Below are 12,796 nucleotides of genomic sequence, written 5' to 3'. Positions count from 1 at the left end.
CCGAGCGATGCGCGCGGGGCCTGTCATCGTCACGCGGCCGGCGCACGAAGCGGCGGCGTGGGTTCGCGATTTCCAGTCGGCCGGTCTCGAGGCCGTGGCGCTGCCGCTGATCGCCATTGCGCCTGCGCTCGAGGTGGAACCGCTGCGCGCCGCCTGGGCGCGGCTCGCGGACTACGCGGCGCTGATGTTCGTGAGCGCCACCGCCGTCGATCACTTCTTCCAGCACCGGGGCACCTCGACCCTCGCCGGTTGCCGCTTCTGGGCCACCGGCCCCGGCACCGAGCGCGCGCTGCTGCGCGCCGGCGTGCCGCCCGCCGCCATCGACGCCCCACCACCCGGCGCCACGCGCTTCGACTCCGAGGCGCTGTGGGCGCTGGCCCACGGGCAGGTGTCGCCGGGCGTGCGCGTGCTCATCGTGCGCGGTGGCGACGAAGCCGGCCAGCCGGCCGGGCGCCAATGGCTGGCCCGCGAGATCGACGCCGCCGGCGGCGTGCGCGACACCGTCGTCGCCTACCGGCGCCTGGCGCCCGCGCTCGACGAGGCGCAGCGCCGCATCGCGACCGAAGCCGCAGGCGGACACGGCGTCTGGCTCTTCAGCAGCTCGGAAGCCATCGGCAACCTGCAGCGCGCCATGCCGGGCACCTCGTGGCAGGCCGCGTGCGCCATCGCCACCCATGCACGCATCGGCGAAGCCGCGCAGGCCGCGGGTTTCGGGGCGTTGCGTGTCTGCACACCCCTGCGGGAAGCGCTGATCGCGTCGATAGAATCCTTCGCATGAGCGCCGCGTCCCCGTCCGACGACCTTTCTCCCCCTTCCGCCGCCCCGGTGCAGGTGCCCGCCACGGTGGCGCCGCACCAGACGCCCGCCGCCCAGGCGGCCGCGGCCACCCTGCTGGCACGCATCGGCATGGGCCTCGTGGCCCTCGTGGCGCTGATCGCGCTGCTGTCGACCATCGCGTTGTGGCAGAAGGTCGGCGGCATGAAGGAACAGCTTGCGCGCCAGAGCGCCGAGGCCACCGCCCAGTCGATGGAAGCGCGCACGCTGGCCCGCCAGGCCAGCGACACGGTGCGCGATGCCGCCGCCCGCGTGGCGCTCATCGAGACCCGCGTGGCCGAAGTCGCGCTGCAGCGCTCGCAGCTCGAAGAACTCATTCAAAGCCTCTCGCGTTCGCGCGACGAGAACCTGGTGATCGACATCGAATCCGCTGTGCGCCTCGCGCTGCAGCAGGCGCAGGTCACTGGCAGCCTCGAGCCGCTGCTCGCCGCGCTCAAGGCCGGCGACCTGCGCATCGCACGCGCCGCGCAACCGCGGCTCGCGCCCGTGCAGCGCGCCATGCAGCGCGATGCCGACCGCCTGCGCAGCAGTGCCAGCACCGACAGCGCCGAAGCCCTGCAGAAGCTCGACGAACTGGTGCGCAGCGTGGACGACCTGCCCACGCTCAATGCGGTGGCCGTTCGCGGCAACGGCGTCAACGCCTGGCGTCCCGAACCCATTCCCGCCGATGCGCCCTGGTGGCAGCGTGTGCTGCTGACCATCCGCGGCGAGGCCCGTTCGCTGGTGCGCGTGGGCCGCATCGAGAGCCCCGAGGCCGTGCTGCTGGCGCCTGAGCAGTCGTACTTCCTGCGCGAGAATCTCAAGCTCAAGCTGCTCAACGCGCGGCTGTCGCTGTTGTCGCGCCAGATGGATGCCGCGCGTGGCGAACTGGGCCAGGTGACCGCGTCGCTCAACCGCTATTTCGATCCGGCCTCGCGCCGCACGCAGGCCGCGGCCACGCAGCTGCAGCAACTGCAGCAGCTCGTGCGCAGCACGGAGCCGGTGCGCATCGACGACACGCTGGCCGCGCTGACCACCGCGGCCGCAGGGCGCTGATCCGCTCATGCGCGCTGCAATCTGGCTCCTCGCGCTGTTCGCCGTCGCCGCGGCGGTGGCGCTCTTCGCCGGCAACAACCAGGGCACGATCACCGTGTTCTGGCCGCCGTGGCGGGTCGATCTCTCGCTGAACCTCGTGCTCGTGATCCTGCTGCTGACCTTCGTGCTGCTGCACGTCGCGTTGCGCGCGCTCGCGGCGCTGTTCTCGCTGCCCACGCAGGCGCGCCACTGGCGGCTGCAGCAGAAGGAACGCATGCTGCACTCCGCCTTGCTCGATGCGATGGTGCAGCTGATTGCCGGCCGCTTCTCGCGCGCACGCAAGGCCGCGCAGGCTGCGCTCACGCAAGAAAAGACACTGGCCGCGCTCGGCGCCGACCTGCCGCAGGCGCAGCAGGTGCGGGTGCTGTCGCACCTGCTGGCCGCCGAAAGCGCGCAGGCCCTGCAGGACAAGGCGGCGCGCGATGCGCACCTGCAACAGGCCCTCAACGAAAGCGCCGACCGCACCGTGCTCGCGAGCCCGGAAACCCGCGAGGGCGTGCAGCTGCGCGCCGCCCGCTGGGCGCTCGACGACCGCGACCCCACGGCCGCACTCGCACGGCTCGAAGAACTGCCACAAGGCGCACAGCGCCGCACGCTGGCGCTGCGGCTGAGGCTCAAGGCCGCGCGGCAGGACCGTCGCACGGTCGAGGCGCTCGACACCGCGCGCCTGCTGGCCAAGCACCGGGCCTTCTCCGACGCGGCGGCGCAAAGCATCGTGCGCGGCCTCGCGACCGAGCTGCTGACCGGCGCGCACGATCCGGCGCAGCTGCTGCGTGCGTGGTCTGAACTCGATTCCGCCGAACGGCAGATGCCCGAAGTGGCGATCCACGCGGCCCAGCGCATGGTCGCGCTGCGTGGCGACCTGGCGCTGGCACGCGGCTGGCTGCTGCCGGCTTGGGAGCGGATGGTGGCGAACCCGCGCGGCCTCGGCGACGGGCTGCGCGTGAAGCTCACGCGCGCACTCGAAGCGGGGCTCGACTCGGTGGATGCCGACTGGCTCGCACGCATCGAAAGCGCGCAGCGCAACAACCCGCGCGACCCGAACCTGCAGTACCTCGCCGGCATGGCCTGCATGAAGCGTCAGCTGTGGGGCAAGGCCCAGCAGCTGCTCACGCAGGCCGGGCTCGGCCTGCAGGACCCCGACCTCTACCGGCGCGCCTGGCTCGCGCTGGCCCAGCTGGCCGAGGCGCGCGAAGACCACGCGCAGGCGGCCGACGCGTGGAAGCGCGCGGCGCAGGTCGACAGCACGCCCTGAGCGTTGCCTCGGTCCGCCGGCTTCAAGAGCACGCGGATTCCTTGGCGGTCGCCAGGCCCGTCGTTCGCACCGACGACTTGCCATTGCCGAAGATCAGCAGGCTGAGGCCGGCCAGCACCCACACCCCGATCCCGCCGTAGAGCATCACCCAGCCGAAGCTGTGCACCAGCGCCGCATGCACGGCGGCGCCCGACGGGTCGGCCTGCGCCAGCGCTGGGAACTGCTCGGGCAGTGAGGCGAAGCTGCCCGCCGCGACTTTCTCGGCCAGCGCGCGCAGCTGCTCTGCATCGAGCGATGCCGACAGGGCGCTCTTCAGATGCGAGTGAATCCCTTCGAGCAGCAGGAACCCCATCAGCGCAATGTTGATGGCCAGCGTGATCAGCCGCGCGCTCATGTCCATGCCCGAGGCCATGCCCGCGCGCGCGCTCGACACCGAACCGGTGGTGGTGTTGGTCACGGGCGTGTTCGTCAGCCCCAGCCCGATGCCGGCCAGCAGGCAGCCGGGCAGCAGCGTGAGCCAGCTCGCATGCGCCATGCCGCTGCCCCAGCGCATCGCGATGAAACCGAGCCCGATCACGAACAGCCCCGCCGGAATGACCACGCCGGGCCGGTAGCGCATCGACAGCCGCTCGGCCAGCGGCGGCAGCACCAGCGTGGGCAGCGTGTAGGCCAGCAGCGCCGAGCCGGCCGTGACGGCGTCGTAGCCCAGGCCGCTCTGGAAGTAGATCGGCAGGTAGATCATGAACGGCCAGAAGCTGAAGTTCATGCCGATGGAGCCGACGATCGAGCCCGAGAAATTGCGGATGCGGAACACCGAGAAGTCGAACATCGGGTGCGGGTTGATCTTTTCCACCCACACGAAGACCGCGAAGCAGGCCAGCGTCGCGACGAGGATGCCCACGGCCATGGGGCTCGCGAAGCCCAGGCCCGGCCCCTGCGTGATGAAGTACGTGAGGCCGAACACCGCGAGCGACAGCGTGACGATGCCCGGCAGGTCGAGTCGCTTCGCGTCGGGGTCGCTGGACTCTTCCACGCTGCCCATCACGAGTGCCAGCGCCACCACGGCCAGCGGCACATGGACCAGGAACACCCAGTGCCAGCTCGACAGCGCCACGATCGCGCCGCCGACGATCGGCCCGAAGCCTAGCCCCATGCCGAACACCACGCCCCAGATGGCGAAGGCCTTGCTGCGTTCCTTGCCTTCCTGGAACTGGTGCGACAGCACCGCGAGCTGGCAGATCAACATCGCGCCACCGGCCAGGCCCTGCAGGAAGCGGCTGACGATCAGCACCGGCGCGTTACCCGCGATGCCGCAGGCCAGCGAGGTGGCGCCGAACAGCACCACGCCGACGATCAGCACGCGCTTGCGGCCGTAGCGGTCGGCCAGCGTGCCGGCGGCCATCAGCACCGTGGTGCAGGCGATGGTGTAGGCGTTCATGATCCACTGCATGTCGCTGAAGTCGCCATGCAGTGATTTTTCGAGCGTGGGAAGAATGACCGGCACGCTGGAGATTTCCAGGCCGAACATCAGGGCAATCAGGCAGACCGCGGACAGGGCGATCCGGTTCTTGCCGGCAGGGGAGAGGGACATCGGACGGTTTCCAAAAAGGCAGAGCGGCCGATTCTGGTGAAACCCTCTTCATGATGGAAATGATTTGATTTCCTAGAATTCATTAGAAAACATCATTTATCCAGGATCGCCATGGACTTCGACCCCACGCTGTTGCGCGCCTTCGTGGCCGTCAAGGAAACCGGCGGCTTCACGCGCGCCGCCGAGCGCCTGCACCTGACCCAGTCGGCCATCAGCCACCAGATCCGCAAGCTCGAGGAGCAGGTGGGCCGGCCGCTGCTGCACCGCACGACGCGCCGCCTCACGGTGACGGAGGACGGAGAAGATTTCCTGCGCTACGCGACGCAGATTCTGGACACGCTCGATGCCATGACGCGGCGCTTCCAGCCCTCGCCGATCTCGGGTGTGGTGCGCTTCGGCGTGCCGGACAACTTCATGGGCGACCGCCTGCCGCCGCTGCTTTCGCAGTTCGCGCGCGGGTTTCCGGCGGTGCGCATGGAGGTCTGCGTGAGCATGCACACCGACTTGCGCGCAGCCATCCGCGCCGGCGAGCTCGACCTCGCGGTCGTGATGTCGCCGCCCGACGTGGTGGAGGGCACCTGCCTGCGGCGCACGCAGCTGGTGTGGGCCGCGGCCGAGGCCTTCGAGGCGCCGAAGGGCGCATCGCTGCCGCTGGCCTTCTTTCCGAAGCCGTGCGTCAACCGGCAGGTGGCCGGGTCGGCGCTCGACCTCGCGTCGTCGCTCGACTGGCACGTGGTCTTCACCTCGGCCAGCCCACAGGGCATTCGCGCGGCGGTGCTGGCGGGGCTGGCGGTGACGGTGCTCACGCGCGAAGAGGTGGAGCCGGGCATGAAGATCGTCGACGGCCGCTACGGCCTGCCGCCGCTGCCGAGCGTGAACTTCTCGCTGATCTGGAGCGAGAACGGCAAGACGCCGTGTGCCTGCCGCTTCGGGCAACTGATCCTGGAGATGCCGGACCTGCCCGGCGTCGAGGCGCTGCCGCAGCAGGCCTGAACTCCGAAGCAAAAAAAACGGCGCCACGAAGGCGCCGTTTCATTTGCGAGGAGGCAGGGCTCAGAGCGAGCGCTGCTGTTCCTGCGGCTGCTGTTGCTGTTCGAACGGCAGCGACATCGAACCGAGGTCGCGGCGGGTTTCGACCAGCACCAGCGGACCTTCGTCGAGCACGATCACCGGCGGGCGTTCGCGCGGCACGTGCACCGGCTTCGGCTCGGCGGCGATCGCGGCGCGCGCCTGCGCGATGCGCTCGGCATCCGAGTTGACCCACTGCAGGCCCGAGCTTTCGGCGATCTGCGCGAGTTCGTTCAGCGGCAGTTCGAAGGCCTGCACCTTGGGCAGTGCGCGGCCGTTGCCGGCGGGCGCTGCTACCGCTGCGGGCTTGGCCGCGGCTTCGACCACGATGGGCGCTGCTGCGACAGGTGCCGGTGCGGGCGCAGCGGGGCGCTCGAAGCGCGGCTGCTCCTGCACCTGCGGTGCGGGTTCGCGCACTTCGACAGCGGTGGCCACCACAGCCACGGCAGCGGCTTCCGCCACCAGCGGCAGTTGCTGCTGGGGCTGGCGCTCGGCCTGGCCTTCGGCAGCAGCCACGGCGCCTTCGGCGACCGGTGCGGCTTCCACGCCGTTGGCTTCGTTGCCACCGTTGCCGGCGTCGTCACGCGGACCGCGTTCGCGGCGGTCACGGCCGTAACGGTCACGCGAACGGCCGCGGCGCTCTTCGCCTTCGCGGCGCGGGGCTTGCTGCTCGTTGCCTTCGTTGTTGTTGCCTTCCTCGGCATCGCCAGCGGCAGCCGATTCGGCCACGCGTGCGTCGCCTTCGTTGGCTGCAGGTGCGTCGTTGCGGCGCTCGCGGCGGCCGTCGTTGCGCTCGCCGCGCGGGCCGCGCGACTCGTCGCCACGGCCGTTGCGGGGCTGGCGCTCGCCGTCGCCGGCGGGTGCTGCTTCATCGCGCGGCTGTTGCTGCTGCGCGTCGCCGTTGCGCTCACCGCGCTCGTTGCGTTCGCCGCCACGTTCACCACGCTCGCCACGTTCACGGCGCTCGCCGCGGGCGCGCGGTGCGCGTTCCGCTGCGGCATTGCCGTTCTCGTCGCCGCCGGGTGCCGGCTGCTGTTGCTGCGCATCGAGGTTCAGGTTGCCGTCGAGCAGGGCTTCGGCCGGCGCGTTGCGGCCTTCGCCACCTTCGCGACGCTCGCCGCGACCGCCACGGCGCTGTTCGCCGTCGCGCGGGGCGCGTGCTTCGCGCGGTTCGCGTTGCTCGCGTGCCGGGTTGGTGCTGTCGTTGCGCTGCTCGGTGTTGCGAGCCTCGCCGCGGCGTTCACCGCCTTCACGGCGCTCGCCGCCGCGTCCGCCACGGCGGTCGCCGTCGCGTCCACCCGAGCGGCCGCCGCCTTCGCCACGGCCTTCGCCGCCGCGTCCGCCGCGGCGCTGTTCGCCGTCGGCGCCGCGCGCACCGCGCGTTTCGCCGTCACGGCCCGGGCGACCGCCTTCGCGGCGGGGCTTCGGTGCTTCGACCGGAATGGCGCTGGGGGCCGGTGCCGGTGCGGGCGCCGGCGAGGCGCCGCCGAAGAAGCTCTTGATCCAGGCCATGAAGCCGGTCTGTGCCGGGGCCGGAGCGACCACTACGGGCGGGGCCACCGGCGCGGGAGCAGGCGCAGCGCGCACCGCTTCGGGCTTGGGCGGCACCACCGGTGCGGGTGCGTCGGGCAGCACGCCCTTGATGACCGGCGTCTGCTTGTTGGTGGGTTCTTGCGAACGGCGCGTGACCGAGGTCGGGTCTTCGATCTCGTCGGCCATCTTGTAGCTGGCTTCGATGTGATCGAGGCGCGGATCGTCGTGCTTCAGGCGCTCGAGCTTGTAGTTCGGCGTTTCGAGCGTCTTGTTGGGCACCATCAGCACGGTGACGCGCTGCTTGAGCTCGATCTTGGCGATTTCGGGGCGCTTTTCGTTCAGCAGGAACGAAGCGACTTCCACGGGCACCTGCACATGCACGGCGGCCGTGTTGTCCTTCATGGACTCTTCCTGAATGATGCGCAGGATCTGCAGCGCGCTCGATTCGGTGTCGCGGATGTGGCCCGAGCCGCCGCAACGGGGGCAGGGGATCGACGAACCTTCGGACAGCGCCGGCTTCAGGCGCTGGCGGCTCATTTCCATCAGGCCGAACTTGCTGATCGAACCGAACTGCACGCGGGCGCGGTCCTGGCGCAGCGCGTCGCGCAGGCGGCTTTCGACTTCGCGGCGGTTCTTCGACTCGTCCATGTCGATGAAGTCGATGACGATCAGGCCGCCCAGGTCGCGCAGGCGCATCTGGCGGGCCACTTCGTCGGCGGCTTCGAGGTTGGTGCGGGTGGCGGTTTCTTCGATGTCGCCGCCCTTGATGGCGCGGGCCGAATTCACGTCGACGGACACCAGTGCTTCGGTGTGGTCGATCACGATGGCGCCGCCCGAGGGCAGCTGCACGGTGCGGGCGTAGGCCGACTCGATCTGGTGCTCGATCTGGAAGCGGCTGAACAGGGCCGCGTCGTCGCGGTAGCGCTTCACGCGGGCGGCATGCTCGGGCATGACGTGCGCCATGAATTGCTGCGCCTGGTCGTAGATGTCGTCGGTGTCGATCAGGATGTCGCCGATGTCGTGATTGAAGTAATCACGGATGGCGCGGATGACGAGCGACGATTCTTGATAAATCAGGAAGGCGCCCTTGCCGCCCTTGGCCGCGCCGTCGATGGCGGTCCACAGCTTGAGCAGGTAGTTCAGGTCCCACTGGAGTTCGGGCGCCGAGCGGCCGATGCCGGCGGTGCGCGCGATGATGCTCATGCCCTTCGGGTACTCGAGCTGGTCCATCGCCTCCTTGAGTTCGGCGCGGTCGTCGCCCTCGATGCGGCGCGACACGCCACCGCCACGGGGGTTGTTGGGCATCAGCACGACATAGCGGCCGGCCAGCGAGATGAAGGTGGTGAGGGCGGCGCCCTTGTTGCCGCGTTCTTCCTTTTCGACCTGGACGGTGAGTTCCTGGCCTTCACGGATCACGTCCTGGATGCGGGCCTGGCTGGCCGACACGCCTTCGGCGAAGTACTGCTTGGAGATTTCCTTGAACGGCAGGAAGCCGTGGCGGTCTTCGCCGTAGTCGACGAAACAGGCTTCGAGCGACGGCTCGACGCGGGTCACGACCGCCTTGTAGATGTTGCCCTTGCGCTGTTCGCGCCCTTCGATTTCGATTTCGTAGTCGAGCAGTTTCTGCCCGTCGACGATGGCCAGGCGGCGTTCTTCGGCCTGCGTGGCATTGATCAGCATCCGCTTCATGATGCGTTGTCCTTATATGTATCGTTCTACCGGCTCATGACGAGCCAACGATGCACGGACGACGCCCGCGAAACCAGGGAATTGCCGCTTGGCCCCGGATGCTGTGACTGCCGCGCCAGGCGCGAGCAGGCCTCTCGAGCGTCAGCTCAAGAAGACAGCCGGGGTGGGGGCGCGTGGATGGGCGCGAGCCAGATTCGGTGTTGGGTGGCTGCCTTTTTGACAGCCGGTTGCGCAAGGGTGGCGCGCACTGCGGGCGATTCAATGCCTGAGGCGACTGGTCGAAACCAGGTCGACCAGCGCAGGCATATTTGAATCAGCAGCATCAACACAACAAGGGACTCGCTTCGATCCGCCTGCAGCTTGGAAGCTGCAGGCTGGGTATTCCGTATCGGTGTTTCGTGGGTGTCGGCTTGACTTGGGTGCCTGGCCTGCCACTTTGCGCGATTGCGCGGGGTTTGCGGGCTGGACGCCAAAGCGGCATCGACCTCACAGCATGGTCGTCAGTGCTCTAAACTTCTGTCTAATCAAGCACTTACACGACCGCGCTGGTGAAAAACATTATAGGTGCGAAGAAAAGCCCCGCGGGGGCTCCAAATCCCGCGGATCGACCCGCGGGCGCCGACACCGGCACGCCGCACGCCGCCATCCACTTCCTGACCGTCGACGCCGAATCCGCCGGGCAGCGGCTCGACAACTTCCTGTTTCGCCATCTGAAAGGCGTGCCGAAGACGCACGTCTACCGGATCATCCGGTCGGGCGAGGTGCGCATCAACAAAGGCCGCGCCCAGGCCGAAACCCGGATCGAAGACGGTGACCTGGTCCGGATTCCGCCGGTCCGCATATCGCCGCGCGCCGAAGAGGGCGCCACGCCGCCGGCGCCGGCGCGCGAATTCCCGGTGTTGCTAGAAGACGAGGCCGTGCTGGCCATCGACAAGCCCGCCGGTGTCGCGGTGCACGGCGGCAGCGGCGTGAGCTTTGGCGTGATCGAACAATTGCGCACGGCGCGCCCGGGCGCCAAGTTCCTGGAACTGGTGCACCGGCTCGACCGCGAAACCTCCGGCATCCTGCTGGTCGCCAAGAAGCGCAGCGCACTGGTGGCATTGCAGGACCAGTTTCGCGAGCGCGAAACCGGCAAGACCTACCTGGCGCTGGTCGAAGGCGACTGGCCCGCCAACAAGAAGGTGCTCGACGCGCCGCTCGCCAAGTACCTGCTGCCCGACGGCTCGGGGGCCGGCGCGGGCGAACGCCGCGTGCGCGTGGTCGCCAAGGACCACCCCGACGCCATGCGGGCCGTCACGCTGGTGCGCGTGCTGGCCCGCCTCAGCCTGCCGGGCGACGCCACGCCGCTGTCATTGCTGGCGGTGACCATCAAGACCGGGCGCACCCACCAGATCCGTGTGCACCTGGCCTCGGCCGGGCATCCGATTGCCGGCGACGACAAATATGGCGAGTCCGATCGGCAGCGCGCCTTGCACAAACTCGGCCTCAAGCGCATGTTCCTGCATGCGTGGCGGCTGCAATTCAACCACCCGGCCAGCGGCGAGCGCATTGCGCTGCAGGCCGGACTGCCGCCCGAGCTGCATGCGCTGATGTCGCGTGCGGCGCTCGAGGCGATGGCGCAACACCCCACCCCCACGGCCCATGACTGATTCTTCCGCCCGCCCTGCACGTTCCCCGCGCTTCGACCTGATCGCCTTCGACTGGGACGGCACGCTCTACGACTCCACCCGCCTGATCGTGCGCTGCATCCAGGCGGCCGTGGTCGATGTCGGCGGTGCCAAGCCCAGCGAGGACGATGCCGCCTGGGTGATCGGCCTGGGCCTGGCCGAGGCGCTCGCGCGCGCGGCGCCCGACGTGCCCAAGGAAAAGTACCCCGAGCTCGGCGCCCGCTACCGCTACCACTTCCTGCAGCACCAGGACGACCTCGTGCTGTTCGACGGCGTGCTGCCCATGCTTGATGCGCTGCGCACGCGCGGCCACAAGCTGGCCGTGGCCACGGGCAAGTCGCGCCGCGGCCTCAACGAGGCCCTGAAGACGGTGGCGCTGCGCGACCGCTTCGACGCCTCGCGCACCGCCGACGAAACCTTCGGCAAGCCGCATCCGCGCATGCTGCTCGAACTCATGGAAGAGCTCGACGTGCCGGCCGAGCGCACGCTGATGATCGGCGACACCACGCACGACCTGCAGCTGGCGCAGAACGCCGGCTGCGCCAGCGTGGGTGTGGGCTTCGGCGCGCATGCGTCGTCGACCTTCGACGAATTCAAGCCGCTGTACGTGGCGCAGTCGATCGCCGAGCTGCAGGCTTGGCTGCTCGACAACGCCTGAGGGCCAAGGCATGAGCGACTCGCGCATCCCGCTGTGCAATGCCTCGGACCTGGTCGAGGGTGGCAACGCCGTGCCCTTCGACGTGGTCCACGGCGGCGAAACCTGCCGCGCCTTCGCGGTGCGCTTCGAGGGCCTGCCGCATGCGTACCTCAACCGCTGCAGCCATGTGGCGATGGAGATGGACTTCCAGCCCGACCGCTTCTTCGACGACAGCGGCCAGTGGCTGCTGTGCGCCACCCATGGCGCCGTCTACAAGCCCGACACCGGCGAATGCGCGGGCGGACCGTGTCGCGGCGGGCTCGTGAAGATCGCGCTGAGTGAAGAAGACGGCGTGGTGCACTGGCATACTGACTGGAACCTCCAACCTCTTTCCTTCTGACATGACCGATCCGAACCGCAGGGAACCCCAGGGTTTCGAACCGCTGGAGCCGGCCGTCCCCCTCACGACATCCCAAGACAGCCCCCGCACCATGGCCCAAGACCCCACGCAGCGCCCCGGGTGGGAGCGCGCCACGCTCGAGAAACTCGCGTTCGCCTCCCTGAATGAGCAGAAGGCCACGCGCCGCTGGAAGACCTTCGTGCGCCTGGGCTGGCTGGCCTTCTTCGTGTTCCTGGCCTGGTTCGCGTTCTCGCGCAGCACGCCCAGCACCGCCAAGACCACGGCCCACACGGCCGTCGTCGAGATCAAGGGCGAGATCGCCAACGGCGGCGATGCCAGCGCCGAGTTCGTGATCGCCGCCATGAAGACGGCCTTCGAGGACGAGGGCGCCAAGGGCGTGGTGCTGCTGATCAACTCGCCCGGCGGCAGCCCGGTGCAGGCCGGCATCATCAACGACGAGATCAAGCGCCTGAAGGCCAAGCACAAGAAGCCGGTCTACGCGGTGGTCGAGGAAACCTGCGCCTCGGCGGCGTACTACATCGCCGCGGCCGCCGACAAGATCTTCGTCGACAAGGCCAGCATCGTCGGCAGCATCGGCGTGCTGATGGACGGCTTCGGCTTCACCGGCGTGATGGAAAAGGTCGGCGTCGAGCGCCGCCTGCTGACGGCCGGTGAAAACAAGGGCTTCCTCGATCCGTTCAGCCCGATGAACGACGCGCAACGCGCGCATGCGCAGTCGATGCTCAACCAGATCCACACGCAGTTCATCAACGTGGTGAAGACCGGCCGCGGCGACCGCCTCAAGCTCGACACCCCGGGTCTGTTCAGCGGCCTGTTCTGGAGCGGCGAGCAGGCCGTCGAGTTCGGCCTGGCCGACCAGCTGGGCAACGTCGACTTCGTGGCACGCGAGGTGATCAAGGCCGAGGAAGTCATCGACTACACGCGCCGCGACAACGTGGCCGAGAAGCTGGCCAAGAAGTTCGGCGCCGCCATGGGCGCGGCCTCGGTGAGTGCGCTGAAGACCTCGCCGGCGCTGCGCTGAGCGCGG

10 protein-coding genes are annotated in these 12,796 nt (G+C 69.2%); 8 read left to right on the top strand and 2 right to left on the bottom strand.

All coding sequences use genetic code 11. The annotated features are described in order from the left end of the window. Positions 1–7: 7 nt before the first annotated feature. Genes AC3WQR_RS15920 through AC3WQR_RS15910 form a run of 3 tightly spaced genes read left to right on the top strand, consistent with a single transcriptional unit; the run spans position 8 to position 3,163 of the window. A complete protein-coding gene (locus AC3WQR_RS15920; RefSeq protein ID WP_369629823.1) occupies positions 8–778 on the top strand; it encodes a uroporphyrinogen-III synthase in 771 nt (256 codons plus the stop codon). Next, positions 775–1,869 (top strand): uroporphyrinogen-III C-methyltransferase, encoded by a 1,095-nt coding sequence (locus AC3WQR_RS15915; protein ID WP_095949583.1) that lies wholly within the window; start codon positions 775–777, stop codon positions 1,867–1,869. The genes AC3WQR_RS15920 and AC3WQR_RS15915 overlap by 4 nt, the downstream gene beginning before the upstream one ends. Positions 1,870–1,876: 7 nt before the next feature. Next, positions 1,877–3,163, top strand: coding sequence for a heme biosynthesis protein HemY (locus tag AC3WQR_RS15910; RefSeq protein ID WP_492742710.1), 1,287 nt, complete (start codon positions 1,877–1,879; stop codon positions 3,161–3,163). Between the two features lie 22 nt (positions 3,164–3,185). On the opposite strand, the gene AC3WQR_RS15905 is transcribed toward AC3WQR_RS15910, so the two are convergent. Next, entirely contained in the window at positions 3,186–4,754 is a 1,569-nt protein-coding gene (locus AC3WQR_RS15905) for an MFS transporter (protein ID WP_492742708.1), read from the bottom strand. Between the two features lie 111 nt (positions 4,755–4,865). Between AC3WQR_RS15905 and AC3WQR_RS15900 the strand changes: the two genes are divergently transcribed. Further along, positions 4,866–5,747 carry a LysR family transcriptional regulator gene (locus tag AC3WQR_RS15900; protein ID WP_492697203.1) on the top strand — a complete coding sequence of 294 codons (882 nt, stop codon included), beginning with the start codon at positions 4,866–4,868 and terminating at the stop codon, positions 5,745–5,747. Between the two features lie 60 nt (positions 5,748–5,807). On the opposite strand, the gene AC3WQR_RS15895 is transcribed toward AC3WQR_RS15900, so the two are convergent. After that, positions 5,808–9,044 (bottom strand): Rne/Rng family ribonuclease, encoded by a 3,237-nt coding sequence (locus AC3WQR_RS15895; protein WP_492742706.1) that lies wholly within the window; start codon positions 9,042–9,044, stop codon positions 5,808–5,810. A 548-nt stretch (positions 9,045–9,592) separates the two neighbouring features. Between AC3WQR_RS15895 and AC3WQR_RS15890 the strand changes: the two genes are divergently transcribed. The 4 genes from AC3WQR_RS15890 to AC3WQR_RS15875 are packed head-to-tail and all read left to right on the top strand — an operon-like array spanning position 9,593 to position 12,790. Next, entirely contained in the window at positions 9,593–10,693 is a 1,101-nt protein-coding gene (locus AC3WQR_RS15890) for an RluA family pseudouridine synthase (protein WP_062475576.1), read from the top strand. Then, positions 10,686–11,369 (top strand): HAD family hydrolase, encoded by a 684-nt coding sequence (locus AC3WQR_RS15885; RefSeq protein WP_492742705.1) that lies wholly within the window; start codon positions 10,686–10,688, stop codon positions 11,367–11,369. The genes AC3WQR_RS15890 and AC3WQR_RS15885 overlap by 8 nt, the downstream gene beginning before the upstream one ends. Before the next feature lie 10 nt (positions 11,370–11,379). Continuing rightward, positions 11,380–11,748, top strand: a complete 369-nt coding sequence (locus AC3WQR_RS15880; RefSeq protein WP_070062237.1) for a Rieske (2Fe-2S) protein — start codon at positions 11,380–11,382, stop codon at positions 11,746–11,748. A 1-nt stretch (position 11,749) separates the two neighbouring features. Further along, complete coding sequence (locus AC3WQR_RS15875; RefSeq protein WP_056572114.1) at positions 11,750–12,790, top strand: S49 family peptidase; 1,041 nt, start codon at positions 11,750–11,752, stop codon at positions 12,788–12,790. Positions 12,791–12,796 lie beyond the last annotated feature (6 nt).

The organism is Variovorax sp. FW305-3-2-15-B-LB1 (genome assembly GCF_058787635.1).
Note: the sequence above shows the minus strand (reverse complement) of the source record. Positions and strands in the feature narration are given on the sequence as shown.

Coding starts and splice junctions, on each gene's coding strand:
- AC3WQR_RS15900 (WP_492697203.1), top strand. CDS start 4,866: ATGGACTTCGACCCCACGCTGTTGCGCGCCTTCGTGGCCGTCAAGGAA.
- AC3WQR_RS15905 (WP_492742708.1), bottom strand. CDS start 4,754: ATGTCCCTCTCCCCTGCCGGCAAGAACCGGATCGCCCTGTCCGCGGTC.
- AC3WQR_RS15895 (WP_492742706.1), bottom strand. CDS start 9,044: ATGAAGCGGATGCTGATCAATGCCACGCAGGCCGAAGAACGCCGCCTG.
- AC3WQR_RS15910 (WP_492742710.1), top strand. CDS start 1,877: ATGCGCGCTGCAATCTGGCTCCTCGCGCTGTTCGCCGTCGCCGCGGCG.
- AC3WQR_RS15915 (WP_095949583.1), top strand. CDS start 775: ATGAGCGCCGCGTCCCCGTCCGACGACCTTTCTCCCCCTTCCGCCGCC.
- AC3WQR_RS15885 (WP_492742705.1), top strand. CDS start 10,686: ATGACTGATTCTTCCGCCCGCCCTGCACGTTCCCCGCGCTTCGACCTG.
- AC3WQR_RS15875 (WP_056572114.1), top strand. CDS start 11,750: ATGACCGATCCGAACCGCAGGGAACCCCAGGGTTTCGAACCGCTGGAG.
- AC3WQR_RS15920 (WP_369629823.1), top strand. CDS start 8: ATGCGCGCGGGGCCTGTCATCGTCACGCGGCCGGCGCACGAAGCGGCG.
- AC3WQR_RS15880 (WP_070062237.1), top strand. CDS start 11,380: ATGAGCGACTCGCGCATCCCGCTGTGCAATGCCTCGGACCTGGTCGAG.